At 65.6% G+C, this 24,662-nt stretch carries 21 protein-coding genes; 11 read left to right on the top strand and 10 right to left on the bottom strand.

Annotated elements, in window-relative coordinates:
• Positions 1-77: 77 nt before the first annotated feature.
• Positions 78-968 carry a phosphotransferase gene (locus tag ACTJKX_RS21640; protein ID WP_394314076.1) on the bottom strand — a complete coding sequence of 297 codons (891 nt, stop codon included), beginning with the start codon at positions 966-968 and terminating at the stop codon, positions 78-80.
• A 372-nt stretch (positions 969-1,340) separates the two neighbouring features.
• Here ACTJKX_RS21640 and ACTJKX_RS21635 point away from each other — a divergent pair, with 372 nt between their 5' ends.
• The 6 genes from ACTJKX_RS21635 (at position 1,341) to ACTJKX_RS21610 (ending at position 7,140) form a co-directional block, all read left to right on the top strand.
• Entirely contained in the window at positions 1,341-2,633 is a 1,293-nt protein-coding gene (locus ACTJKX_RS21635; RefSeq protein ID WP_440726465.1) for a paraquat-inducible protein A, read from the top strand.
• Positions 2,630-4,345 carry a PqiB family protein gene (locus tag ACTJKX_RS21630; RefSeq protein ID WP_440726464.1) on the top strand — a complete coding sequence of 572 codons (1,716 nt, stop codon included), beginning with the start codon at positions 2,630-2,632 and terminating at the stop codon, positions 4,343-4,345. The genes ACTJKX_RS21635 and ACTJKX_RS21630 overlap by 4 nt, the downstream gene beginning before the upstream one ends.
• Positions 4,345-4,935, top strand: coding sequence for a PqiC family protein (locus ACTJKX_RS21625; protein WP_440726463.1), 591 nt, complete (start codon positions 4,345-4,347; stop codon positions 4,933-4,935). Before ACTJKX_RS21630 ends, ACTJKX_RS21625 begins: the two co-directional genes overlap by 1 nt.
• A gap of 176 nt (positions 4,936-5,111) precedes the next feature.
• Positions 5,112-5,600: a YkgB family protein gene (locus ACTJKX_RS21620; protein ID WP_440726462.1), complete on the top strand. Its 489-nt coding sequence runs from the start codon at positions 5,112-5,114 to the stop codon at positions 5,598-5,600.
• Positions 5,601-5,809: 209 nt separating this feature from the next.
• Positions 5,810-6,262: a carboxymuconolactone decarboxylase family protein gene (locus tag ACTJKX_RS21615; RefSeq protein WP_440726461.1), complete on the top strand. Its 453-nt coding sequence runs from the start codon at positions 5,810-5,812 to the stop codon at positions 6,260-6,262.
• Entirely contained in the window at positions 6,262-7,140 is an 879-nt protein-coding gene (locus tag ACTJKX_RS21610; protein ID WP_440726460.1) for a sigma-70 family RNA polymerase sigma factor, read from the top strand. The genes ACTJKX_RS21615 and ACTJKX_RS21610 overlap by 1 nt, the downstream gene beginning before the upstream one ends.
• A gap of 38 nt (positions 7,141-7,178) precedes the next feature.
• Here the strand turns inward: ACTJKX_RS21610 and ACTJKX_RS21605 are convergent, their stop codons facing one another.
• The gene (locus ACTJKX_RS21605; RefSeq protein WP_440726459.1) at positions 7,179-8,246 is read right to left on the bottom strand and encodes an aldo/keto reductase; all 1,068 of its coding nucleotides are present in this window, start codon (positions 8,244-8,246) and stop codon (positions 7,179-7,181) included.
• Between the two features lie 101 nt (positions 8,247-8,347).
• Here ACTJKX_RS21605 and ACTJKX_RS21600 point away from each other — a divergent pair, with 101 nt between their 5' ends.
• The gene (locus ACTJKX_RS21600; protein ID WP_440726458.1) at positions 8,348-9,259 is read left to right on the top strand and encodes a LysR family transcriptional regulator; all 912 of its coding nucleotides are present in this window, start codon (positions 8,348-8,350) and stop codon (positions 9,257-9,259) included.
• A 155-nt stretch (positions 9,260-9,414) separates the two neighbouring features.
• Here ACTJKX_RS21600 and ACTJKX_RS21595 read toward each other — a convergent pair whose 3' ends face one another.
• The 5 genes from ACTJKX_RS21595 to ACTJKX_RS21575 form a co-directional block, all read right to left on the bottom strand.
• Positions 9,415-9,855: an acetyltransferase gene (locus tag ACTJKX_RS21595; protein WP_440726457.1), complete on the bottom strand. Its 441-nt coding sequence runs from the start codon at positions 9,853-9,855 to the stop codon at positions 9,415-9,417.
• A 276-nt stretch (positions 9,856-10,131) separates the two neighbouring features.
• The gene (locus ACTJKX_RS21590) at positions 10,132-10,551 is read right to left on the bottom strand and encodes an EVE domain-containing protein (RefSeq protein WP_440726456.1); all 420 of its coding nucleotides are present in this window, start codon (positions 10,549-10,551) and stop codon (positions 10,132-10,134) included.
• A 21-nt stretch (positions 10,552-10,572) separates the two neighbouring features.
• A complete protein-coding gene (locus tag ACTJKX_RS21585; RefSeq protein ID WP_105860858.1) occupies positions 10,573-10,863 on the bottom strand; it encodes a YciI family protein in 291 nt (96 codons plus the stop codon).
• Between the two features lie 90 nt (positions 10,864-10,953).
• The gene (locus tag ACTJKX_RS21580; protein ID WP_440726455.1) at positions 10,954-11,502 is read right to left on the bottom strand and encodes a cytochrome b/b6 domain-containing protein; all 549 of its coding nucleotides are present in this window, start codon (positions 11,500-11,502) and stop codon (positions 10,954-10,956) included.
• A 114-nt stretch (positions 11,503-11,616) separates the two neighbouring features.
• Positions 11,617-13,020, bottom strand: a complete 1,404-nt coding sequence (locus ACTJKX_RS21575; protein ID WP_440726454.1) for a helix-turn-helix domain-containing protein — start codon at positions 13,018-13,020, stop codon at positions 11,617-11,619.
• 303 nt (positions 13,021-13,323) lie between these two features.
• On the opposite strand from ACTJKX_RS21575, the gene ACTJKX_RS21570 reads away from it, so the two are divergent.
• Genes ACTJKX_RS21570 through scpA form a run of 3 tightly spaced genes read left to right on the top strand, consistent with a single transcriptional unit; the run spans position 13,324 to position 19,051 of the window.
• Positions 13,324-14,856, top strand: coding sequence for an acyl-CoA carboxylase subunit beta (locus ACTJKX_RS21570; RefSeq protein ID WP_440726453.1), 1,533 nt, complete (start codon positions 13,324-13,326; stop codon positions 14,854-14,856).
• A gap of 26 nt (positions 14,857-14,882) precedes the next feature.
• Positions 14,883-16,886, top strand: a complete 2,004-nt coding sequence (locus ACTJKX_RS21565) for an acetyl-CoA carboxylase biotin carboxylase subunit (protein WP_440726496.1) — start codon at positions 14,883-14,885, stop codon at positions 16,884-16,886.
• Between the two features lie 8 nt (positions 16,887-16,894).
• Positions 16,895-19,051, top strand: coding sequence for a methylmalonyl-CoA mutase (gene scpA / locus ACTJKX_RS21560; RefSeq protein ID WP_440726452.1), 2,157 nt, complete (start codon positions 16,895-16,897; stop codon positions 19,049-19,051).
• Between the two features lie 143 nt (positions 19,052-19,194).
• Here scpA and ACTJKX_RS21555 read toward each other — a convergent pair whose 3' ends face one another.
• On the bottom strand, positions 19,195-20,082 hold the full coding sequence (locus ACTJKX_RS21555) for a bifunctional 5,10-methylenetetrahydrofolate dehydrogenase/5,10-methenyltetrahydrofolate cyclohydrolase (RefSeq protein ID WP_311934149.1): 888 nt from the start codon (positions 20,080-20,082) through the stop codon (positions 19,195-19,197).
• A gap of 510 nt (positions 20,083-20,592) precedes the next feature.
• Between ACTJKX_RS21555 and ACTJKX_RS21550 the strand changes: the two genes are divergently transcribed.
• Positions 20,593-23,898, top strand: a complete 3,306-nt coding sequence (locus ACTJKX_RS21550; protein ID WP_440726451.1) for a GH36-type glycosyl hydrolase domain-containing protein — start codon at positions 20,593-20,595, stop codon at positions 23,896-23,898.
• A 191-nt stretch (positions 23,899-24,089) separates the two neighbouring features.
• Here the strand turns inward: ACTJKX_RS21550 and ACTJKX_RS21545 are convergent, their stop codons facing one another.
• Complete coding sequence (locus ACTJKX_RS21545) at positions 24,090-24,416, bottom strand: hypothetical protein (protein ID WP_394314000.1); 327 nt, start codon at positions 24,414-24,416, stop codon at positions 24,090-24,092.
• A gap of 14 nt (positions 24,417-24,430) precedes the next feature.
• A complete protein-coding gene (locus ACTJKX_RS21540; protein WP_068283664.1) occupies positions 24,431-24,652 on the bottom strand; it encodes a SlyX family protein in 222 nt (73 codons plus the stop codon).
• Positions 24,653-24,662 lie beyond the last annotated feature (10 nt).

The following is a 24,662-nucleotide window of genomic DNA, read 5'->3' as shown; positions in this document are numbered from 1 at the left end:
CTTGGAAACGCTGCGCTTAAGGGGAAGAGCGGATATCGCGACATGCAAACATGCCGCTGAGAAGTCCGCGCTCCAGGCTACCCATCCCGCCAGGCGGCATACGCCACCTCGTAGCGCCTGAGATTTTCGGCGGTATAGGCGACATAGTCGAAATCGAGGGCGGAATGGATTTCCGACACCATGCTCCACATGGCCTCACGGAGCAGCGAGGCCGCGGTCATGGCGGCCAGGCGCCGGCGCAACCCATCATCGAGAGGCCGCTCGAAATAGGCCTCCGTCAGGCCGTCACGCGCAGCGACGTCGAGCTCGGAATTGGAGGCAAGGCCGCCGAGGTCGAACAGAGGCGAGTTGAAGCCGGCATAGTCCCAGTCGACCAGCCAGAGGCGCTTGCCGTCGTCGAGGAAATTGGCGGCGAGCAGATCGTTGTGACCGAAGACGATGTCGACCGGGCCGACGCCTTCCTCCAGCCGCTCGCTCTCGGCGAGCAGGCGCGGCAGCAGCGGCAGATGCCGGCTGGAGCCTTCCCTCAGCGTATGGCCATAGTCACGCAGGACCTGAAACACCCAGAAAATCGCGGCCGGGCCCCGGAAGAAACGGGGCATCTCGCGATGGCAGCGTCGCACCAGTTCGATCATGGCCTGGTGGTTGCGGGGATCGCGCACATCCTCGGGCGTAAAGGTGCGCCCCTCGATGAAGCGCAGCACCAGGGCGCCCGGTTCGTGATGCACCACTTCCGGCGAAATCCCGGCGGCGAAGGCCGCCTTGCTGGCGGCCAGTTCGTTGGCGCGGCTGATCTGGTGCAGGGGAATGTCGTCACCGATCCGCACGACATATTTGCCGTCGCCGTCCACCACGGTGAAGTTGGTGTTGGTGATGCCGCCGCCGAGCGGCTGCGGCTCGACCCTGCCGCGCCAGCAGGCCAGGGTCGCCGCCCTCTCCCGGGGGCTGTGAAGCGGCACCTTGGGCATGGCGGCTCCGGATGGTTTGTTCAAGGTTGGGGCAGCCTAACCCGATCGGTATCAAATCGTCCAGACGGCACGCTCGACAATGGTCGAGGGCACGAAGCCCCTCGAGCGTCGCCGAAGTCAGCACCTCGTCAATTCTAATACCGTCTAAGCCTTGGCTTTTCGTGCAGCATGCGACAAAAGGGGATCGGAAGCGGCGTATTGCAGCAAATGCAGTCGTCCGCGCACGAACGTTTGGAAAGAGCCGTTCGGGCTCAAGACATCGGAGTTACGGTCGGCCCGAAGGGAGACTTCAGGGAAGATTCGTCGTCTCCATTGGCGGAATGCCGCTACGGTAAGGCCGGAGTTCTTTTGTGATTCGAGTGCAACGGTAACATGGCGACCGGGCGGACAGATCGGGTGATCACCCCGACGACGCGAAGTGCCACCCAGATCATGGAGTGCCACGACTGCGGGCTGCTGCACGACGTGCCGCCGCTTCAGGACGGCATGCGCGCGCGCTGCTCGCGTTGCGGCGCCACCATGGAGCATTACCGCGCCATCTCGCTGAGCCATGCCTATGCCTATAGCCTGGCCGGCGCCGCCTGCTTTGCCATGGCCAATTTCCTGCCTTTCATCAAGCTGGAGATCTCAGGGCGGATACAGGTCGCCGGGCTCGTCACCGGCATCAAGTCACTCTACGACCAGGGCCTGTGGGAACTGGCGATCGTGGTCGGCATCACCATGCTGGTGGCGCCAGGCCTGCAGATTCTCGCCCGCCTCGCGGTCCTGACCGGGCTGAGGATGCGGCGCCCGCCGCGCTGGCTGCCTCTGGTTCATCGCGGCTCCAGCTTCGTCGGCCGCTGGGCGATGATCGAAGTCTACATATTCGGCCTGATCGTCGCCTATGTGAAGCTGATCGAGCTCGCCAGCATCGAACTGGGCCCTGCCGTGTTCGCGGTAGCAGCACTGATGCTGGTGACGGTAGCGACCAGCGCCCTGCTCGACGACGAGACCATCTGGCGCAGCTTCGAGCGCAAGGGCCTAGTGCCGCCGCCGCCGGTGGTGAACCCCAGGCGACCCGTGGCGCTGTGCGAAGCCTGCGGGCTTGCCTCCAACCTGTCCGATTCGGGCCACGGCAACTGCCCGCGCTGCAAGGCGGCGCTGCATCTGCGCAAGCCCGACAGCATCAACCGCACCTGGGCCCTGCTGATCACCGCCACCATCCTCTACATCCCCGCCAACATCTACCCGATCATGGCGGTCTACATGCTGGGGCGCGGAGATCCCTCCACCATCATCGGCGGCATCATCCAGCTGGCGGATGCCGGCATGTGGCCGGTGGCGGCGGTGGTCTTCATCGCCTCGATCCTGGTGCCCACGCTCAAGCTGGTGGGCTTGGCGACCTTGCTGATCACCACCCAGCGTGGCTCGACCTGGCGCCTGCGGGACCGCACCGTCGCCTATCGCCTCATCGAATTCATCGGGCGCTGGTCGATGGTCGACATCTTCATGATCTCTATCCTGGTGGCGCTGGTGCAATTGGGCGGGGTGGCCAGCATCCAGCCTGGCGTCGGCGCCATCGCCTTCGCCGCCGTGGTGATCATCACCATGATCGCGTCCGAATGTTTCGATCCCCGCCTGATGTGGGACAATCTCGACCGCCAGAAGGGAAAGCAAAGCCATTGACCGATTCCGATGCCCCCCAAAATGGCGCTTTCGAGCATGGCGACGGCCCGGCCACACCCGAGATCGGCAAGCCGCGCCGGCGACTGCCCCTGATCTGGCTGGTGCCGTTGGCTGCGATCGGGATCGGGCTCTATCTGGCCTGGGTGACGCTGTCGGAGAAGGGTCCCGAGATCACTATCTCCTTCCGCACCGCCGAAGGGCTGGAGCCGGGCAAGACCCAGCTGCGCTATAAGGCCATCGTATTCGGCACGGTGAAGAGCGTGACGCTGGCGCCCGACGGCAGCCACGTCATCGCCACGGCCGAGATGTCCAAGCAGGCTGCTCCCCTGATGCGCCGGGATTCGCTGTTCTGGGTCGTGCGCCCGCGCCTGTCGGCGAGTTCGGGCGTGTCGGGCCTGTCGACCCTGCTGTCCGGCGTCTATATCGAGTTCGATCCGGCCAAGTCCGGCGAGACGACCGACAGCTTCACTGGTCTGGAGGTACCGCCCGTCATCCCCACCGACGCTCCGGGTACCGAATTCGCCCTCAAAGCCACCAAGATCGGCTCGGTCGGCGTCGGCTCGCCGATCTTCTATCGCGGCCTCGAAGTCGGCCAGGTCCTGGGCTACGATTCCTCCAATGCCTCGGCCGGTATCACCATCCGCGCCTTCGTCCGCGACCCCTATGACAGGGAAGTGCTGACCTCCAGTAATTTCTGGAGCGCTTCGGGCGTTTCGCTCACCACGGGTCCGCAAGGCTTCCGGCTGCAGCTCGATTCCCTCCAGGCCCTGCTCGCAGGTGGCATCGCCTTCGATACGCCGACGGGCGTGCCGGCGGGCGAGCGGGCTCCCCCCAAGACGGCTTTCACCCTCTACAGCGACCAGGCCAGCGCCGACGAGGCCAGATACACCATCCGCCTGCGCTATCTGGTCTATTTCGACTCGTCGGTCGGCGGCCTCGTCCCCGGCTCCAATGTCGAGTGGCACGGCCTCAAGATCGGCCAGGTCGTCGACGTCAACCTGCAATATGACGTCACCAAGAATGCGCCGCGCGCACCGGTGCTGATCGAGATCGAACCGCAGCGCGTCCAGGTGGTCGGCGCCACCGGCCCGATCGATCCCGAAACCGTGCTGAAGTCGCTGGTCGCCAAGGGTCTGCGCGCTGAGATCAAGACCAGCAACTATCTCACCGGCCAGAGCGTGGTGTCGTTGGATATCGATCCCAAGGCGGCACCGGCCCAATTGGGAACCGGCGACGCCTATCCGGTGATCCCGACCAATCCGAACCAGTTCGATTCGGCCTTGCGCTCGGTCAACGACATTCTCGACCGCATTTCGAAGCTGCCGCTGGACAAGCTGGTGCTCCAGGCCAACGACACCATGAAGTCGTTCCAGGACCTGGCCGCCGGGCCGGAAATCAAGGAATCGCTGCGCTCGCTCGCCGGCGCCCTCACTTCCGCACGGGAGCTGATCGACAAGGCCAAGACGGACCTTGCGCCGGCCATGCAGAGGCTGCAGCCGGTGCTCGACACCGCCCAGCAGTCGATGAAGCGCATCAATTCCACCCTGGGCTCCTTCGACCAGGGTTATGGCGGTTCATCCAGCTTCAAGCGCGACCTCACGCGCCTGATGTCGCAGGTCGACGATGCCGTGCGCTCCATCCGCGTGCTCACCGACTATATGCAGCAGCACCCCGAATCCCTGATCCGGGGCAAGACCAGAGGAAGCAACTGATGCCGTTCTCCTCCGCCCGCCGTTCTGGACGCATTGCAGCCCTTGCAGGCCTGGGCCTGGCTCTCGCTTTGCTCGCGGCCTGCGCCTCGCCGGACGCCAAGATCTACACCTTGGCTGCCCAGGGCGGGCAAAGGGTTGCGGGCCGGCCGGTCTCGCTGTCGATCGAAACGGTGGACGTGGCGAAATATCTCGACCGCCCGCAGCTGGTGCGCCGCTCCGGTGACGTCCAGCTCGGGGTCTCCGAGTTCGAGCGCTGGGGCGAGCCGCTGGGCTCCATGGTGCAGCGCGTGCTGGCCGAGGATTTGCGCCGGCGCCTGCCCGCCGGCTCGCTGGTGACCACCAGCCAGACGGTATCCGGCAAGGAATCGGCGACGCTGGAGCTCTCGGTGAGCCGCTTCGACACCAATGCAGAAGGCGTCGTGCTGCTGCAGGCACAATGGCGTCTGCATTATCGCAATGGCGGCCGCAGCGCGGCGGCCCAGGCCAATATCGCCGTGCCCCCGGCCGATGCGGGAGCGCCCGCCCAAGTCGAGGCGATGAGCTCGGCCCTCGACCAGCTCGCCGGGCATATCGCCGCCAAGCTGCGCTGACGAGAGCACGCCACTTCTTGAGTCCGCCAGAAGCACGGACCGCCCGTACACGTCATTGTGAGCCGCCAAACACCGGATCAACGTAACGCCGGTTCTTTCCCAACGTAGTGGTTGCGAGGAACGCGCATCAGCGCGCCTTCGAAATCACTACGCCAAAAAGGAAAGAAGTGACCCACATGAATACAGTCTTCCACATCTCGGAAAACGGAAGCGGTTCTTATCGTTTTCTGGCGATTCTACGCTGGGTCATGGTGATAATCTTCGTGTCGTTCGGCATGCAGAAATTCACATTGCAGTCGGCCCAAGGCATTGCCCAATTCATTACCAACAGCCCCTTCATCTCATGGTTGTCGCTGCTCGGCCTGCGGGGTGAAGCGTATTTCCTCGGTGTTGCCGAGTTCGCCATTGCGGCGCTGCTTGCGGCAGGGGCGTTCAGCCCGATCCTGTCGGCTGCCGGTTCACTGATGGGCATCGTCACCTTCGCGATCACTTGGTCGTTCTTCTTCACCACACCCGGGGTGGTGCAATGGAGCCTGTCGACCGATCCGATGGCCTGGAATCTGACCGGGGAGTTCCTGTTCAAGGACATCGTCCTGCTTTGTGTCTGCGTTGTCCTGTTCCTGGCCTCCTTGCCACGGTCTCTTGCAGGCTCGCGAGCAGCCTGAAACTCTTTCCGGGAAGGCCTGTCGGCCACCAGGCTAAATAAACTTTTTAAAACAAATAGTTATGGCAGGGTGGAATCCACCCGGATCGCAGTTTGCGCTCGCATCGAGGCGCCTATTCCAGAATCTGGCTCAAAAAATTTTGCCTCCATGTCACAAACGGCGGAGGCCGGCTCGTCATGTCTGCGCAAACCGATCAAGAGGACATGATCATGAAAGCCAGACTGAACCCCTTCGCTGCCTCGCCCGCCATCATGAAGCAATGGCTCGATTTCTCGACCGGCATCGACGGGCTGGAAACCAGACTGATGGAGCTGGTCAAGATGCGCGCCTCCCAGATCAATGGCTGCGGCTTCTGCCTGCACATGCACGCCCTCGATGCCCGCAAGCTCGGCGAGAGCGAGGAACGGCTCTACCTGCTCGACGCCTGGCGCGAATCGCCGCTCTATAGCGAGCGCGAACGCGCGGCGCTGGCCTGGACCGAAGCCCTCACCTTGGTCGCCGACAAGCGCGCTCCCGATGACGTTTACGAAGCGGTGAAGGCGCAGTTCACCGAGGAGGAACAGGTGAAGCTCACCTTGCTGATCGTCGCCATCAATGGCTGGAACCGAGTCAATGTCGGCTTCAATGCCGTGCATCCGGTGCGCGCGAAAGCGGCGGCCTGATGGCGGGCGCTCTCCAGAGCGATGCGGCCGCAAGCTTCGACCCCTTGCGGCCGCGCCTGATCCGTATCGCCTATCGCATGCTGGGATCAGTCGCCGATGCCGAGGACGTGGTGCAGGATGCCTTCCTGCGCTGGCTCGACGCGGATCGCAGCGAGGTGCGCGCGCCCTTGGCCTTCCTCACCCGTACCGTCACCCGGCTCTGCCTCGACGTGCTTAAATCGGCCCGGCGCCAGCGCGAGACCTATATCGGTCCCTGGCTGCCCGAGCCGGTGATCGAGGAGGGTGGCGACGAGGTCGAGGACGTCACCCTGCCCCTGCTGCTGGCGCTCGAGCGGCTCTCCCCGCTGGAACGCGCCGCCTTCCTGCTTCACGACGTCTTTGGCGTTTCTTTCGACGACATCGCCGAGACGATCGGACGCGATGCCGCCGCCTGCCGCCAGCTCGCCAGCCGGGCACGCACCCATGTCCGTGCCTCCAGGCCGCGTTTCGACATGCCGAAGGAGCGGGGCCTGGAGATCGCCCACGCCTTCTTCGCGGCCTCGCGCAGCGGCGACATGACGGCGCTCCAGGCTTTACTGGCCGCCGATGTCGCCGTGCATTCCGACGGTGGTGGCAAGAAGCCGGCCGCGATGAAGCCGATCTTCGGCATCGAGGACGTGATGAAGCTGCAGGCGGGCCTGGCGCATTACTTCGCCGAGACCATGTCGCGGCTGGTGCGCTTCACCTATATCAACGGCCTGCCGGGCTTCATCACCATCGAACGCGACGACACGCTGCAGACCACCGCCCTCGACATCCGCGATGGCCGGATCGTCGGCATCTACGTCACCCGCAATCCCGACAAACTCAAACATATCGAGGAGGCGACCCTGCATTGAGGGGCAGCGCTACCTTTTCTATTGGAAAATAGTCCTTTTCACCCCCGCGTCGGGATCTTCAGCCCGCCGAACATCACATTGCGTGTCAGCGGACGATTGAGGAAGTCGTGCGGGAAGCCGAGTTCGATGGCGCTGGCCGCCTCCAGCCGGCTGCGCTGCTCGTCCGAGAACGTCACCTCGAGCGCACCAAGATTGTCCTCGAGCTGGGCCACGGTACGCGCGCCGACGAGGGGCGAGGCGACCGCCGGATTGGTCAGGGTCCAGGCCAGGGCCACCTGCGAGGGCGTATGCCCGGTCTCGCCGGCGACCGCCTTGACCACATCGGCGATATCGAGGCCGCGTTCGGTGAGCGCGCCATTGCCGAGGGCGACATTGCGGCGTGTGCCGGAGGCTTCGGCCGAGCCGCCGCTGTCGTCGAGATCGGCCCTGCTGTATTTGCCGGCGAGCACGCCGCTGGCCAGCGGCGACCAGGGAATGACCCCGAGGCCGATCTCCCTTGCCATCGGCACCAGCTCGCGCTCGATGGTGCGCTCGATCAGATTGTATTCGACCTGCAGGGCGATCAGCGGCGCCCAGCCCCGGAGATCGGCGATGGTCTGCATGCGGGCAATCTGCCAGGCCGGAGCATCCGAAATGCCGGCATAGACGATCTTGCCCGAGCGCACGAGGTCGTCGAGGCCGCGCAGCACTTCCTCCACCGGCGTGGTGAAGTCCCAGGCGTGCAGATAGAGCAGGTCGATATAGTCGGTGCCGAGCCGCTTCAGACTGTCCTCGACCGAACGCACCATGCTCCGGCGGTGGTTGCCGCCGGAATTGGGATCGCCCGGGCGGGAGGGCAGCGTGTATTTGGTGGCGATCACCAACCGGTCGCGGCGGTCGGCGGCGAAGGTGCCGACGAAGCGCTCGGACGTACCGTTGGTATATTGGTTGGCGGTGTCGATGAAATTGCCGCCGCGATCGACATAGGTATCGAAGATGCGGCGGGCTTCCGCCTCATCGGCACCCCAGCCCCAATCCGTGCCGAAGGTCATCGTGCCCAGCGACAGCGGGGATATTCTGAGGCCCGAGCGGCCGAGCAGGCGGTAGTCATCCAAAGCGAGCGTCATGGGGGTCATCCTCCGTTGCGACGTTGCCGGCAGGATGCTCCCTGGAGACTGCTTCGTTAATGCTATAGAATTAGCATAGCTTATGAAGGAAAGCATATAGAATGCGTGGCAGCGATCATGCCGAGCTCCGGGCTTTCGTCGCCGTGGTCGAGCATGGCAGCTTCGCGCGGGCCGCCGCCCATCTCGGCCTGTCGCCCTCGGCCCTGAGCCAGACCATCCGCGCGCTGGAGGAGAGGCTCGGCGTTCGCCTCCTCAACCGCACCACCCGCAGCGTGGCACCGAGCCAGGCGGGCGAGCGCTTCCTCGCCCGGTTGCGCCCGGCATTGTCGGATCTCGACGCCGCCGTCGCCGACGTCAGGAGCCTGCGCGACAGCCCTGCCGGCCTCTTGCGCATCAACGCCACCCGCATCGCCGCCATCCATGTCATCGGGCCGCTGATCGGCCCTTTCCTCGACGCCTATCCCGACATCACGCTGGATCTCGTCAGCGAGGACCGGTTGATCGACATCGTGGCCAACCGCTTCGATGCCGGCGTGCGTCTCGGCGAGATGGTGGAAAAGGACATGATCGCCGTGCGGCTCGGGGGCGAACTCCGGCTGATGGCCGTGGCCGCCCCGGCCTATCTCGCTCGCCACGGCATGCCCGCGACCCCGCACGACCTCGCGCGCCATCGCTGCATCAATTTCCGCTGGCCGACCGATCTCAGCCTCTATCACTGGGAATTCGAGCGCGAAGGCCGCCCCCTGGAAGCCGCCGTCGAAGGCCCCCTGATCGTCAACGAGCCGGAAGTCGCCTGTCTGGCAGCGCTGGCCGGCGTCGGCATCGCCTATCTGTTCGAGCACCAGGTTCGCGCCGGGCTCGACTCAGGCCGGCTCGTCCATGTCCTGGCGGACTGGTCGCCACCCTTTTCGGGCTTCCACCTCTATTATCCCAGCCGCCGCCAGATGGCCCCGCCGCTGCGGGCCTTCCTCGACTTCGTTGCGGGGAGGCAGGGCAAGGGTCCGAAAAACTAAGGAATCATCCGTCAACAAACGAACCAAATTGGCCTGACCCTTGTCATTGCTGGGCTTGACCCGGCAATCCAGTCCCTGCCCCCAGACGTCGAAGGCAAGGCCTCTGGATGCCCGGGCATGACAAAGGTGGCGGTTCCGTTATTTCCGGACGATGCCTAATCCAGGCGCATATGCAGCAGCGGATAGGGGCGCCCGTCGCCATCGAGCGCGGAGCGGCCTGTCTCGACGAAGCCGAGATGGCGGTAGAAGCCGACGGCCTGCGTGTTCTGCTCGTTGACGTCGACGCTCAACGAGCCCTCGCCTTGCTCCTTGGCATGGCGAACCAGCAAGGTGCCGATACCCTGGCCGCGCCTGTCGGGTTCGATGAACAGCGAATCGATATGGCGATCCGACATCCCCATGAAGGCGATTGGCCGGTCGTCGCCATCGGCGGCAACATGCAGGGGCGCGGCCGGCAGATAATCATTGGCGACCAGCTTCTCGATCGCCTCGAAATCACCGGGCAGCAGGAAATCATGGGTCGCCCTGACGGAACCGCGCCAGATCTCGAGCAGGAACGGCACATCCGCCGGGCGTGAGGAGCGAAGGGTAATCATGGGAACCGAAGCCAGGACGATACAAGTACTGAAGAGCCTTCTCCACGAAGTGGGGAAGGTGGCCCGGCGAAGCCGGGTCGGATGGGGTGTGGCCCACCTGCAAATTGCGGGACAGGAAGATGCTGGAGAGAGAGCGAAATCACCACCAACTCTCTATCCTGGGAGGATGCGGATTTAGGCCCACACCCCATCCGTCATTTCTACGAAATGACACCTTCCCCACTTTGTGGAGAAGGCTTTCCGCGCCTCGTCTTGCATGGACATTAGAGCGGACGATCAGCCCTTGTAGCCGCCCATCGCGCAGACGATCTGCCATTCCTCGTCCGTCACGGGCTGCACGGAGAGGCGCGACAGCTTCACCAAGGCCATGTTGGCGAGCTTCGGCTCGGCCTTGACATCAGCCAGCGTCACCGGCTTGGGAAAGGGCGCCACGGCCTTGAAATCGACCAACACCCAGGGCTGGCCCGGTGTCGCCGGGTCCGGATAATGCTCACGCGCCACCTCGGCGACGCCGACGACGGCCTTGCCCTCGTTGGAATGGTAGAAGAAGGCCTTGTCGCCCTTCTTCATCGCCATGAGATTGAGCTTGGCGGCATGGTTGCGCACGCCGTCCCAGGGCGTGCCCTTGGCGCCGGCGGCGACCTGCTGGTCCCAGCTCCATACTTCCGGTTCGGACTTGATCAGCCAATGGGCCATGATGGTCTGCTCCTGCCCGGATCAGAGGCCGGCCGGGGGCTTGATGCCCCAGCGCCAGCGGCGGATGCTGGTGGAGGCGAACAGGCCGGCCTTGGCATAGGGATCGTTCTCGGCAAAGGTCCGGGCCTCGGCCTCGCTGGGGAAATCAACGATGAGGAGCGAGCCTACCATCTTCTCCTCGGCATCCAGGAAGGGGCCGGCGCCGAGAATATGGGCGTCCTGCGTCTTCAGATAATCGAGATGCGCCGGGCGCGTCGCCTGCCTGAGTTCGAGACCATTGGGAATGTCTTCGCATTGGATGACGAATAGCATGGCGGCGCCTTTCCTGATGTTTTCAATCCCCGCGTAGCGATTTCGCGAGAGGATGTCGAGAGACAAGCCGGGCCCGCTTCCCGCACACGCCTATGGCCTGCGATCGGCAGCGCCACGGTTGCGCCCATGCAGCATGCCGCCGAGGGTGCCGTCACGCAGCACGACCGCGTGGAACAAGACCGCCAGCACATGGACGACGACGAGGGCGACGAGCACCCAGGTCAGCTGGGCGTGCAGACTAAGCATCGTGCGCGGTGACACGCCCTCCAGCCCCGTCAGTACGGGCATGGGCAGCAGGTCGAAGGCGAGCGGCGGCGGCATGAACGGCGCCGGGCGATAGCCGAGCCAGCCCGTGAGCGGCACGAGCAGGAGCAAGGCATAGAGACCGGCGTGAGCGAGACCCGCCACGATCGCGGCAAGCGGAGAGCGGACGTGGCGCGGCGCATGGTCGAACAGCCGGGAGACGAGCCGAAGCGGGGACAGCGCAAGGAGGATCAGGCCGAGCGAGAGATGGATGGTCAGCCAGAGATTACCGGCCATCGCCATGCCGCCGAGCAGGAAGAGCCCGATACCCCATTGTATGACGACCGCGATCGCCGTAAGCCAGTGGAACGACCGGGCTCTCAGGCTCCATCCCATTGCCGCCTCCGGCCTAAAGCGTTTTGCGATTTGGCGGGGTCGCCAAGAATCGCAAAGACGCGTCCAATCAAAGAGTTAGAGCAATGCAGCGCTTCTGTCTAAACGCGCTTTGCTCTAGACGATGCGATAGGGCACGATTTCGCGCCGGTCATGGTTCACCGCCAGATGCGCCTTGAGGGGCGGCACGGCGCGCTGGTGGCAGTGCTGGCGCTCGCAGATGCGGCAGGAGATGCCGATCGGATCGAAACCCGCCCGGTTGGAAAGATCGAGGCCGTCGGCATAGACGAAGTCCCGGGCATAGGCGATCTCGCAGCCGAGCGTGATGGCATAGCGGCGCTGGGCTGCGTTGAAGCCACCACCGCCCTTGGCGATCTCGGTGGCGACGCTGAGATAGCGCTCGCCATCCGGCGTCTCGGCGAGCTGGCGGATGATGCGGCCCGGCGCCTCGAAGGCCTGGTGCACGTTCCACAGTGGGCAGGCGGAACCGAAGCGGGCGAATTGCAGCTTGGCCGCGCTGTGGCGCTTGGTGATGTTGCCGGCCCGGTCGATGCGCGCGAAGAACACCGGCACGCCCTTGAAGCCCGGCCGCTGCAGGGTGGAGAGGCGATGGGCCACCTGCTCGAGGCTGGCGCCGAAACGCGCCGCGAGGAGTTCGAGGTCGTGGCGCAACTCCCGGGCCGCAGCGAGAAAAGCCCGGTAGGGCAGGGTCAGCGCGCCGGCGAAATAATTGGTGAGGCCGATGCGGGCGATCTCCACTGCCTCGGCGCTGCGCCAGTCGGCTCCGGCCAGGATGGACGCAATCTCGGCTTCCGCTTCCAAGGCGGCGATCTGGAAAGCGAGCTGGAAATGACGGGTGGCGGCAGGGGAATAGGGATGCAGGCGCAGCACCCGCGCCTCCTTGTCGAAGCCGCGGATGATGCCTTCCTCGGCCGGCGCCTGCATCACCCTGACCCGGTGGCGGCTTTCGAGATAAGCGGTGAAGGCGGCGCCGGGCTCGCGGCGGGGCAGCCCCAGGCGCTCGGCCAGGGCCTCGGCGGCGGTGTCGAGCTCATGCACGTAATTGTCGAGGAAGTGGAAGAAATCGCGCACCTCCTCATAGGGCGTCGGCTCCGACAGGCCGCCCGCCAACCGTCCGTCCAGGCTCGCCAATTGCTCGGAATTGCGCCTGTAGGCCTGGTGCGCGGTGATCAGGGCATGAGCAAAGCCCGGCGCGTTCTGGGTGACCAGCTTCAATTCCTGCAGGCTCGGCGCCAAAGCATCGAAGAGCGGATCGGCCAGGGCCTCGTTCAGGGCCGAGAGCAGGCGGTCGCCGTCACTCTGGGCGATGGTGGCGATATCGATGTCGAAACGCTCGGCCAGCGCCAGCAGCACCGCGGCCGAGAGCGGGCGCTGGTTGTTCTCCATCTGGTTGAGATAGGAGGTGGAGATGCCGAGCCGCTGGGCGAACGCCGCCTGGGTGGCGTGGGCGGCCTCGCGGATGGCCCTGAGGCGGGCGCCGATGAAGAGTTTGCCGGCCATATTCGCAATTTCGCAATTTGCAATCCAATTTAGCATAAATCATGCATTCGCACTCTTTCAAGCAAGAACAAAGAGCGCAGAAGAGCTAACGGTTCCTCCCGTGAAGGATCGAATTGCCTAGACGCTTGTTATTGCCGGGCTTGACCCGGCAATCCAACCCCTTTTGAGACAATGAAACGGGAGCCGCTGGATGCCCGGGTCAAGCCCGGGCATGACAAGGGCAGCGTTTCATGCCTCCGTGGGCCGTGCCGGGCAGCGTGAGATGTCGATCCAGGCAATGTCGAACCGTGTGGAGCAAGCCCGATGCGCGCCGTCCTCGAACAATTGGAAAGCCGCCGCGAGGAGGCGAGGCTCGGCGGCGGCCTCAGGCGCATCGAAGCCCAGCACGCCAGGGGCAAGCTGACCGCCCGGGAACGCCTGGAAGTCCTGCTCGACGAGGGCTCCTTCGAGGAGTTCGACATGTATGTCACCCACCGCGCCGTGGATTTCGGCATGGCCAACCAGAAGGTCGCCGGCGATGGCGTGGTCACCGGCTGGGGCACGATCAACGGGCGCCTCGTCTATGTGTTCAGCCAGGATTTCACCGTGCTCGGCGGCTCGCTGTCCGAGACCCATGCCCAGAAGATCTGCAAGATCATGGACATGGCCCTGCGCAACGGCGCGCCGGTGATCGGCCTCAACGATTCCGGCGGCGCCCGCATCCAGGAAGGCGTCGCCTCGCTGGCCGGCTATGCCGATGTGTTCAAGCGCAATGTCGAGGCCTCCGGCGTGGTGCCGCAGATCTCGGTGATCATGGGCCCCTGTGCCGGCGGTGCTGTCTACTCTCCGGCGATGACCGACTTCATCTTCATGGTGCGCGACACCTCCTACATGTTCGTCACCGGCCCCGACGTGGTGAAGACCGTCACCAACGAGGTGGTCAGCGCCGAGGAACTCGGCGGCGCCCGCACCCACACCCAGAAATCCTCGGTGGCGGACGGTGCCTTCGACAATGACGTCGAGGCGCTGGAGGAGATCCGGCGCCTGTTCGACTTCCTGCCGCTCAACAATCGCGACAAGCCGCCGGTGCGGCCCTTCCACGACGACCCGTCGCGGCTGGAGATGCGCCTGGACACGCTGGTGCCCGACAGTTCCACCAAGCCCTACGACATGAAGGAGCTGATCCTAGCCGTCGCCGACGAGGGCGATTTCTTCGAGGTCGGCGAAGCCTTCGCCCGCAACCTCGTCACCGGTTTCATTCGCATCGAGGGCCAGACGGTCGGCGTGGTCGCCAACCAGCCGCTGGTGCTGGCCGGCTGCCTGGACATCGATTCCTCGCGCAAGGGCGCGCGCTTCGTACGCTTCTGCGACGCCTTCTCCATCCCGATCCTGACCCTGGTCGACGTACCCGGCTTCCTGCCCGGCACCGGCCAGGAATATGGCGGGGTGATCAAGCACGGCGCCAAGCTGCTCTTCGCCTATTCGCAGGCCACCGTACCGATGGTGACGCTGATCACGCGCAAGGCCTATGGTGGCGCCTATGACGTCATGGCCTCCAAGCATATCGGCGCCGACGTCAACTATGCCTGGCCCACGGCCGAGATCGCCGTGATGGGCGCCAAGGGCGCGGCCGAGATCCTGCATCGGGCCGAGCTCGGCGATGCCGACAAGATCGCCGAGCGCGCCCGGGACTATGAGGCCCGCTTCGCCAATCCCTTCATCGCGGCCGAGCGCGGCTTCATCGACGAGGTGATCCTGCCGCACACCTCGCGCAAGCGCATCGCCCGCGCCTTCGCCGCCCTGCGCCGCAAAACGGCGGAGACGCGCTGGCGCAAGCACGACACCATGCCGCTGTGAGGATCGACACCGTGACCACGCCCGTTTTGTTCAAGAAGATCCTCATCGCCAATCGCGGCGAGATTGCCTGCCGCGTCATCCGCAGCGCGCACAAGCTCGGCATCGCCACCGTCGCGGTCTATTCCGATGCCGACCGCGACGCCGTGCATGTGCGCGAGGCCGACGAGGCCGTGCGCATCGGCCCGGCGCCTTCCTCCCAATCTTATCTCCAGATCGATGCCATCCTCGCCGCTGTCAGCCAGACGGGCGCCGACGCGGTGCATCCGGGCTATGGCTTCCTGTCGGAGAATGCCTCCTTCGCCCAGGCACTCGCCGAGGCGGGCGTCGCCTTCATCGGCCCGCCGCCCAAGGCCATCGAGGCGATGGGCGACAAGATCACCTCCAAGAAGCTGGCGGCCGAAGCCGGCGTGTCGACGGTACCGGGCCATATGGGCCTGATCGAGGACGCGGCCGAGGCGGCCCGCATCGCCGCCGAGATCGGCTATCCGGTGATGATCAAGGCCTCGGCCGGCGGCGGCGGCAAGGGCATGCGCATCGCCTGGAACGACGCCGAGGCCCGCGAAGGTTTCCGCGCCTCGCGCTCGGAGGCCAAGTCCTCCTTCGGCGACGACCGCATCTTCGTCGAGAAATTCGTCACCGAGCCGCGCCATATCGAGATCCAGGTGCTGGGCGACCAGCATGGCAATCTGATCTATCTGGGCGAGCGCGAATGCTCGATCCAGCGCCGCAACCAGAAGGTCATCGAGGAAGCGCCCTCCTCCTTCCTCGACGAGGCGACAAGGCGCGCCATGGGCGAGCAGGCCGTGGCCCTCTCCCGCGCCGTCGGCTACCACTCCGCCGGCACGGTGGAGTTCATCGTCGACAAGGACCGCAATTTCTACTTCCTGGAGATGAACACCCGCCTGCAGGTCGAGCATCCGGTGACCGAACTGGTCACCGGCCTCGATCTGGTGGAGGCGATGATCCGCGTCGCCGCCGGCGAGCGCCTGCCGCTCAGCCAGGACGAGGTCCGCCTCACCGGCTGGGCCATGGAGGCGCGCGTCTATGCCGAGGACCCCTATCGCAACTTCCTGCCCTCGATCGGGCGCCTGAGCCGCTATCGCCCGCCCGCCGAGGGACCGGATGGCGAGGGCGGCCTGGTGCGGGTGGATGCCGGCGTGCAGGAAGGTGGCGAGATCTCGATCCATTACGATCCGATGATCGCCAAGCTGTGCGCCTATGCCCCGACCCGCCTGGAGGCGATCGATGCCCTCGCCCGTGCCCTCGACCAGTTCGAGCTGGAGGGTATCGGGCACAATCTGCCCTTCCTGGCCGCCCTGGCCGATCACGAGCGTTTCCGCGCCGGAAGGCTGACCACCGCCTTCATCGCCGAGGAATATGAGGGGGGCTTCACTGGCGTCGAGCCTGGAGACGCCGACCTGCCGCGCCTGGCGGCCGTGGCCGCGGTGATCAGTCATATCCGCCAGCACCGCGACAGCGCCATCACCGGCGCCATGGACAATCACCGCCGCGCCATCGGCCGCGACTTCGTCGCCACCCTGGCAGGCCGGGCCCTGCCCTTCACCATCGATGCGGTCGACGGCGGCTACCATGTCGTCTTCGAAGGCGGCCTGCTGCTGGCCGTCACCAGCCGCTGGGCGCCCGGGCAGCCGCTCGGCCGTTTCAGCGTCGGTGGCGAGGCCATGGCGGTGAAGGTCGGCATCACCGCCGGCGGGCTGCGCCTGCGCTGGCATGGCCGCGACGTCCTGGTGCAGGTGCGCAGCCCCCGCGTCGCCGAACTCGCCCGGCTGATGCGCGAGAAAATTCCGCCCGATACCTCCAAGCTGCTGCTCTGCCCGATGCCGGGCGTGGTCGCCGCCATCACCGTCAGCGAAGGCGAAGCGGTGGAAGCCGGCCAGGCACTCGCCACCATCGAGGCGATGAAGATGGAGAACGTGCTGCGCGCCGAGAAGGCCGGCACGATCAGCCGCATCGCCGTGGCCGAAGGCGCCAGTCTCGCCGTCGACGAACTCATCCTCGAATTCGAATGAGGCCCGAGATGTCCGCTCCTGCCGCCGATACGCCCCTCGAAAACTGGCGGGCCCTCGCCAGCAAGGAGGTCAAGGCCGATCCCGACAGCCTGACCTGGCAGACCCCTGAGGGCATCGCGGTCAAGCCGCTCTACACCGAGGCCGATCTCGCTGGCGTCGACCATCTCGGTTCCCTGCCGGGACAGCAGCCTTACCTGCGCGGCCCGCGCGCCACCATGTATGCCGGCCGGCCCTGGACCATCCGCCAATATGCCGGCTTCTCCACGGCAGAGGCCTCCAACGCCTTCTACCGCAAGGCGCTCGCCGCCGGGCAGAAGGGTCTCTCCGTCGCCTTCGACCTCGCCACCCATCGCGGCTATGATTCCGACCATCCGCGCGTGGAGGGCGATGTCGGCAAGGCCGGCGTCGCCATCGACAGCGTCGAGGACATGAAGATCCTGTTCGACGCCATCCCACTCGAGGAGATGTCGGTCTCCATGACCATGAACGGGGCGGTACTGCCGGTGCTGGCCTTCTTCATCGTGGCCGGCGAGGAACAGGGTGTATCGCGCGCGAAACTATCGGGCACGATCCAGAATGACATCCTCAAGGAATTCATCACCCGCAACACCTATATCTACCCGCCCGCCGCCTCGATGCGCATCGTCGCCGACATCATCGCCTACACCGCCCGGGAAATGCCGCGCTTCAACTCGATCTCGATTTCCGGCTACCACATGCAGGAGGCAGGAGCGACGTTGGTGCAGGAGCTCGCCTTCACCCTGGCCGATGGCCGCGACTATGTGCGCGCGGCGCTGGCCAAGGGACTCGACGTCGACGCCTTCGCCGGGCGGCTCTCCTTCTTCTTCGCCATCGGCATGAACTTCTTCATGGAGGTGGCCAAGCTGCGGGCGGCCCGGCTGCTGTGGTCGCGCATCATGACCGAGTTCGGCCCCAAGGATCCGCAATCGCTGATGCTGCGCACCCATTGCCAGACCTCGGGCGTCTCGCTGGCCGAGCGCGATCCCTACAACAACATCGTGCGCACCGCCTATGAGGCGATGGCGGCGGCCCTCGGCGGCACGCAGTCGCTGCACACCAATTCCTTCGACGAGGCGATCGCGCTGCCGACGGAATTCTCGGCCCGCATCGCCCGCAACACCCAGCTCATCCTGCAGCACGAGACCGGCGTGACCAAGGTGGTCGACCCCCTGGCCGGCTCCTATTATCTCGAAAGCCTCACCCATGATCTGGCCAGCCAGGCCTGGGCGCTGATCGAGGAGGTCGAGGCGATGGGCGGCATGACGGCGGCGGTGGCAGCCGGCCTGCCCAAGCGCCTGATCGAGGAGGCGGCGACCAAGCGGCAGGCGGCCGTCGACCGCGGCGACGAGGTGGTGGTCGGCGTCAACCGCTACCAGCTCGAGGACGAGCCCGCGATCGACAGCCTCGACATCGACAATCATGCCGTGCGCGCCGCGCAGATCCGGCGCCTGGCGGATGTCCGGCGCCGGCGCGACCCGCAGGCGGTGGCCAAGGCCCTTGCCGTCCTCACCGAGGTGGCCCGTTCAGGCAGCGGCAATCTCCTGGAGGCGGCCGTTGAAGCGGCTCGCCACCGCGCCACGGTGGGCGAGATTTCCGACGCGCTCAGGGCCGAATTCGGCGACCACAGCGCCCGCCCCAAGGTGGTGGCGGACATTTATCGCCCTGCTTTCGGCGAAGGGCCGGAAGTGGAAATCCTTGCCGGCCGCATCGCCAATTTCACGGCACAACGCGGGGCCAAGCCGCGCATCCTGGTGGCCAAGCTTGGCCAGGACGGCCATGACCGCGGCGCCCGGGTGGTCGCCTCGGCCTTCACAGACATGGGTTTCGAGGTGGTCGCCGGCCCGCTGTTCCAGACCCCTGACGAGGCTGTCGACCTGGCGCTGGCCGAGAAGGTCGACGTCGTCGGCGTCTCCTCGCTCGCGGCCGGGCACAAGACGCTGCTGCCCCAGCTGATCGAAAAGCTGAAGGCACGCGGCCGGGCTGATATCGCGGTGGTCTGCGGCGGCGTCATCCCGCGCCAGGACTATGATTTCCTGCGCGAGGCGGGGGTCGCGGCCGTGTTCGGCCCGGGCACGCCGGTGCTCGACGCGGCGCGCACCGTGCTCGATCTGCTGGAAGGGCGGCTGAGCAACGAGCTTCGATAAGCCTTCTCCCCTTGCGGGAGAAGGTGCCCCGAAGGGGCGGATGAGGGGAGAAACACGACCACTGCAGGGATGCGCTAACACCCCTCATCCGCCCTCGCTGTGCTCGGCCACCTTCTCCCGCAAGGGGAGAAGGTTTTTGGCGCTTACCCCTTCACCCGCGCTTCCGCGGCCACGATGGTGTTGTGCAGCAGGCAGGCGACGGTCATCTTACCGACGCCGCCGGGAACCGGGGTGATGTGGGAGGCCTTGCCCATGGCTTCCTTGGTGGCGACGTCGCCGACGATGCGGCCCTTGCCATCCTCGGTGGGCACGCGGTTGATGCCGACATCGATGACCACGGCGCCATCCTTGATCCAGTCGCCCTTGACCATCTCGGGCCGGCCGACGGCGGCGACCAGGATATCGGCCTCGCGGCAGACGGCGGGCAGGTCCTTGGTGCGCGAATGGGCTGTCGTCACCGTGCAATCATAGGCGAGCAGGAGCGCGCCCATCGGCTTGCCGACGATGTTGGAGCGGCCGACGACCACGGCCTTCTTGCCGGAGAGCCCTTCCTTGCCGACGGTGTCGAGCAGCATCAGCAGCGAGCCGAGCGGGGTGCAGGGGATCAGCATCGCTTCCGGATCGATCCTGGACGCGGTGAAGAGCTTGCCGACATTCATCGGATGGAAGCCGTCGACATCCTTGGCCGGATGGATGGCATCGATCATCATCTGGCCGTCGAGATGGTCGGGCAGCGGCAGCTGCACCAGGATGCCGTCGACGCCCTCATCGGCGTTGAGGCCCGCGATCACGCCGAGCAGCTCTTCCTTGGAAACGGTTTCGGGCAATTCGATCAGCCGGCCGTCGATCGCCGTCTCATGCGCCATCTTGGCCTTGGTGTTCACATAGGCCCGGCTCGCCGGATTGTTGCCGACGATCACCACGTCGAGGCGCGGCTTGCGGCCATGGGCGGCGGCAAAGGCCTCGGCGCGAACCTTGGTGCGGGCGCGGACATTGGCCGCATGGACGTTGCCGTCGATCAATTCGGTCATGGCGAGCTTTCGATGGTTTACGGACAGTGGAATTTCTTTCTTCAGAATAAATTATAGCGCAGCCACGTCTTGTGCAACAAGCCTATCTCGTCCTGTTCTGTCTTGTTTTTCCCTCAGATGCGCGGCCAGCTCGGGGGCAAGATGCGGACGGGACGTCCAGGCGGGAGGATAGGGGTTGGGCGAGATGACCGGACGCCGAAAAGGCTCAACACTTGCGCCCCCTCGCCCCGTTTACGGGGAGAGGATAGAGGTGAGGGGCTAAGCAATGCCTTCAATTTACGAGGTCGAGCTGCCCCTCATCCTTACCTTCTCCCCGTAAGAACGGGGCGAAGGGGTGACCAGCGTCGCGTTCCCGGCCCCGAGCGTGCACCCTGTGTAGTTGGAATGTGTCACTCCGGAATCGTTGACAGGACCCGCTTTTGCCTCCCGAGTAGCGTCCTGACAAGGTCGACCGATGGCGCTGCGATTCGCAGGTGTCTGCATCGGCCGGCCAGCTTGAGGAGACAGGCCATGGCGGATGGCAGCACGCGCCAATTTTCGATCCCGCGCGAAAAGGACCTCCAGCTCAGGACCATTCGAAACAGCGGCGGCCTCAGCGTCTCCTTCGTGGAAAACGGCACGGTCTTCGCCATCGAGCATGACGACGGCAAGGACCGGGTCACGCTCAACCAGGTGCTGGGATCGCCCATCCATGGTGGCATCGGCCGGCTCTATCTGCGCGCCGGCGGTCCAGACCCCTTCGTCCGGGAACTGGTCGGCCCCGGCGCCAAGGGCCGGTTCGCGGCCGGCGGCTCCAGCGCGGTCTGGCAAGGCGAGGCCGGCGGCATCGGCTATCGGGTGAGGCTGGCCCTCCATCCCAGCGAACCGCTGTGGTTCTGGCAGGCCGAACTGTCGGGCACCGGTCCGGCCCGGCCCTGCGACCTCGTCCTCATCCAGGATGTCGGCCTTGGCAGCCGCGGCTTCCTGATGAACAGCGAAGCCTATGTCTCGCAATATCTCGACCACCATGTCGAGCGGCACGAGGCCCTCGGCCCGGTGCTGATGAGCCGGCAGAACCTGTCGCAGGGCGGCAAGTTCCCCTGGCTGGTGCAGGGCTGCGTCAGCGGGGCGAAGGCCTTCGCCACCGACGCGATCCAGGTCCTCGGCCCGGATTACCGCATGACCGGTGTGTTCGCCGCCGCCTTCGGCACCGAGCTGCCTTCGCAGCGCCGCCAGCACGAGGTCGGTTGCATCGCCCTGCAGTCCAACCCCGTCAGTGTCGGGCAGGGTGCGAAGGCCGATATCACCTTCTTCGCGTCGTTCACGCCCGATCATCGCGCCGCTTCCGGCCCGGCCGACCTGCCCGCGGCCGTCGCCGCGGCCGCCCAGGCCGGGGAAGTCGGCACGGATGCCCCCTCGCCAACCGAGCCCGCCCGCAGCCTCGTGCAGGACGCCGCCCCGCTGGCGGTGCTCCCGCTCGAAGCCGGAGACGTCGCGGCCCGCTACCCCGAGCGCTTGGCGGAGGAAGTCCAGAACGGCACATTGCTGTCCTTCTTCGTGCCCGAAGGCGAACAGAATCGGCATGTCGTGCTCGCTGCCAAGGAAGCTCAGGTGCCGCGCCGCCATGGCGCCCTTCTGCGTAGCGGCACCAGCATGCGGCTCGACGATGCGACCCTGTGTTCCACCGCCTGGATGCATGGCGTGTTCGGGGCGCAGCTCACCATCGGCAACACCTCCTTCCACAAGCTGTTCTCGGTCTCGCGCGACCCTTACAACATCACGCGCGGCAGCGGGCTGCGCATCCTGATGGACGCCGGCGAGGGTTGGAAACTGCTGGCCGTGCCGAGCGCCTTCGACATCGGGCTCAACGACGCCAAATGGATCTATCGCCTGCCCGGACGCACGGTGACCGTACATGCCGTCGCCGCCGGCGACGCGCCCGCCATGCAATGGCGCATCGTCGTCGAGGGCGCGCCCTGCCGCTTCCTGGTGTTCGGCCATGTGGTGATGGGCGAGCGCGACTATGAACAGACGGGCACCATTACTATTAATGCCTCCGCCAAGCGCATCAGCCTCACGCCCGGCCCGGACTGGCTGTGGGGGCAGACCTACAAAGAGGCAGCCTATCACCTCGTCACCTCGACGCCATCCGCGGTCGAGACCGTGGGCGGTGACGAGCTCCTCTATGTCGACGGCAAGGCGCGCGGCGGCGCCTATGTCGCCCTGCGCTCCCACACCACCAACGAACTCGTCTTCGCCGTCACCGGCTCGATGACATCGACCGCCGAGGGAGAACAGCTGGCTGCGCGCTTTGCCGCCGGCTCGGATGCCGAGAGTCTGCTCGCCCCGGCGCACCAATTCTGGAGCCTGCTCACCCGCGATCTGCGTCTGAAAGGCAGCGGCCCCGATGTCGAGGCCCAGGATCTGATGCTGCCCTGGCTCGCCCATGACGCCATGATGCATCTCACCGTGCCGCACGGCCTGGAGCAATATACCGGCGCCGCCTGGGGCACCCGCGACGTCTGCCAGGGCCCGATCGAGCTGATGCTCGCCCTCGAGCACGATGCCGAGGTGCGCCACATTCTCCTCACCCTCTTCGGCGAACAGTCGCAGTCGCGCGGTGACTGGCCGCAATGGTTCATGCTCGACCCCTATCCCTATATCCGGGCCGGCGACAGCCATGGCGACGTCATCGTCTGGCCGCTGAAGGCGCTGTGCGACTATGTCGAGGCCACCGGCGATCTCGCCGTGCTCGAGGCGCAGGCGCCCTGGCGCGACGACAAGAATGCAGCGACCGCGACGCGGTCGACGCTCGCTGCCCATGTCGACAAGCTTCTGGAGACGGTTACGGCGAGCTTCATCCCGGGCACGCACCTGGTGCGCTATGGCGAGGGCGACTGGAACGATTCGCTCCAGCCCGCCGATCCGCATCTGCGCGACTGGATGGTGTCGAGCTGGACGGTGGCGCTGCTCTACGAGCAGATCGTGCGCTATTCGGCCATCCTCAAGCGCCGCGGCGAAACGGCCCGCAGCGCCGAGCTCTCCGACCTCGCCGCCCGGATGCGCGGCGATTTCAACCAGCACCTGATCCGCGACGGCGTGGTGGCCGGCTATGGCCTGTTCGACCCGGAGATCTTCGGCGCGGCGGAGGCGGCTCCCGGCGAGACCGACACAGCCCCGGTCGATGCGAAGAAGGGCGGCGTCGAACTGCTGCTGCATCCCAGCGACACCAGGACGGGCCTGTCCTATTCGCTGATCTCGATGACGCAACCCATCATCGGCGGCCTGTTCACGCAGACCCAAGCCCGCCACCACCTCAAGCTGATCGAGGAACATCTGTTGCTGCCGGACGGCGCCCATCTGATGGATCGGCCCGTCGTCTACAATGGCGGCCCGGAAAAGCTGTTCCGCCGCGCCGAATCCTCGTCCTTCTTCGGGCGCGAGATCGGCCTGATGTATGTGCACGCCCATCTGCGCTATTGCGAGGCCCTGGCCAAGCATGGCGAGGCGAAGAAGGTCTGGGATGGCCTGGCCTTGATCAACCCGATCGCGGTGACGCAGCGCCTGCCCAATGCCTCGCTGCGCCAGCGCAACACCTATTTCTCTTCCTCCGACGCCGCCTTCCCCGACCGCTATGTCGCCAGCGCCGAATGGGGCCGGGTCAGGGCCGGGACCGTCGATGTCGACGGCGGCTGGCGCATCTATTCGAGCGGCCCGGGCCTCTATACCCGCGCCATCGTCGAGCAGGTGCTGGGCAAGCGACGGCATTTCGGCGTGAGGGGAGAGAACCCGCTGACCGTGGCGGCGCTGGAGGGCAGCCGGTCGAATCTGGGATGATCCTGGGATCGTCGGCTTCTAGAGCAAAGCGCGTTCAAGTGTGAACGCTTGTTTGCTCTAACTCTTTGGTTCGACGCGTCTTTGCGATTCTTGGTGATTCCACCAAATCGCAAAACGCTCCAGCCGGCTCTTGGAAACAGAGCGTTTGCAGGAGAGGAAGAGCCGGCTGGAAGCCGGCGGTCCCAGGGACCCTACTCTTCCTTCTTGGCCTGGCGTTTCTTGGTGCGACGGCGCTGCTTGCGCAATTCGGAGCTCTCATGCACGCCAAAAGTCGAGACTGGCTTGCGCTTGCGCGAATCGGCCCTCTTCTCCGCCCGTGCCTTGTCCTTCAGCAGCGCCTTCACCTGCTTGAGCTGCTCCTGCGTGAAGAAGACCTCCCGGCCCATGGCGGTGAAGAAGCCGTGCTGGCGCGCGACATTGGCGAGCGGCTTGGCTTCCACGCCCAGAAGGCGGGCCGCTTGAGCCAGCGATATCGGGGCGGAGGATTGCGGATCTTCGGTCACGGTCGGTTCCGGCATGATTGTCTCGATCCTCAATAGTGCGGCGGCGGCGGTTCGGGCAACCCGGCGAGATCGGCCCGTTGCTCGCCGATCTCGACGCGATCCTGGAGCTGGACGAGCAACCGGTTCAGCGCCTCGATCTGCTTCCATTGCGCAATGATGGCTTGGTTGAGATCCTCGATGGTCTCGTCCTGGAAGGCCACACGTGTCTCCAGCGCGTCGATGCGGGCGCTGAGCGTTTCGATCTCGGTCATGGCCATTCCC

Source organism: Labrys sp. 22185 (assembly GCF_052045555.1).
Taxonomy (GTDB): domain Bacteria; phylum Pseudomonadota; class Alphaproteobacteria; order Rhizobiales; family Labraceae; genus Labrys; species Labrys neptuniae.
Note: the sequence above shows the minus strand (reverse complement) of the source record. Positions and strands in the feature narration are given on the sequence as shown.

Coding starts and splice junctions, on each gene's coding strand:
- ACTJKX_RS21605 (WP_440726459.1), bottom strand. CDS start 8,246: ATGACGCTCGCTTTGGATGACTACCGCCTGCTCGGCCGCTCGGGCCTC.
- ACTJKX_RS21590 (WP_440726456.1), bottom strand. CDS start 10,551: ATGGCCCATTGGCTGATCAAGTCCGAACCGGAAGTATGGAGCTGGGAC.
- ACTJKX_RS21600 (WP_440726458.1), top strand. CDS start 8,348: ATGCGTGGCAGCGATCATGCCGAGCTCCGGGCTTTCGTCGCCGTGGTC.
- ACTJKX_RS21545 (WP_394314000.1), bottom strand. CDS start 24,416: ATGCCGGAACCGACCGTGACCGAAGATCCGCAATCCTCCGCCCCGATA.
- ACTJKX_RS21580 (WP_440726455.1), bottom strand. CDS start 11,502: ATGGGATGGAGCCTGAGAGCCCGGTCGTTCCACTGGCTTACGGCGATC.
- scpA (WP_440726452.1), top strand. CDS start 16,895: ATGTCCGCTCCTGCCGCCGATACGCCCCTCGAAAACTGGCGGGCCCTC.
- ACTJKX_RS21555 (WP_311934149.1), bottom strand. CDS start 20,082: ATGACCGAATTGATCGACGGCAACGTCCATGCGGCCAATGTCCGCGCC.
- ACTJKX_RS21570 (WP_440726453.1), top strand. CDS start 13,324: ATGCGCGCCGTCCTCGAACAATTGGAAAGCCGCCGCGAGGAGGCGAGG.
- ACTJKX_RS21550 (WP_440726451.1), top strand. CDS start 20,593: ATGGCGGATGGCAGCACGCGCCAATTTTCGATCCCGCGCGAAAAGGAC.
- ACTJKX_RS21575 (WP_440726454.1), bottom strand. CDS start 13,020: ATGGCCGGCAAACTCTTCATCGGCGCCCGCCTCAGGGCCATCCGCGAG.
- ACTJKX_RS21585 (WP_105860858.1), bottom strand. CDS start 10,863: ATGCTATTCGTCATCCAATGCGAAGACATTCCCAATGGTCTCGAACTC.
- ACTJKX_RS21635 (WP_440726465.1), top strand. CDS start 1,341: ATGGCGACCGGGCGGACAGATCGGGTGATCACCCCGACGACGCGAAGT.
- ACTJKX_RS21540 (WP_068283664.1), bottom strand. CDS start 24,652: ATGACCGAGATCGAAACGCTCAGCGCCCGCATCGACGCGCTGGAGACA.
- ACTJKX_RS21620 (WP_440726462.1), top strand. CDS start 5,112: ATGAATACAGTCTTCCACATCTCGGAAAACGGAAGCGGTTCTTATCGT.
- ACTJKX_RS21615 (WP_440726461.1), top strand. CDS start 5,810: ATGAAAGCCAGACTGAACCCCTTCGCTGCCTCGCCCGCCATCATGAAG.
- ACTJKX_RS21625 (WP_440726463.1), top strand. CDS start 4,345: ATGCCGTTCTCCTCCGCCCGCCGTTCTGGACGCATTGCAGCCCTTGCA.
- ACTJKX_RS21610 (WP_440726460.1), top strand. CDS start 6,262: ATGGCGGGCGCTCTCCAGAGCGATGCGGCCGCAAGCTTCGACCCCTTG.
- ACTJKX_RS21640 (WP_394314076.1), bottom strand. CDS start 968: ATGCCCAAGGTGCCGCTTCACAGCCCCCGGGAGAGGGCGGCGACCCTG.
- ACTJKX_RS21595 (WP_440726457.1), bottom strand. CDS start 9,855: ATGATTACCCTTCGCTCCTCACGCCCGGCGGATGTGCCGTTCCTGCTC.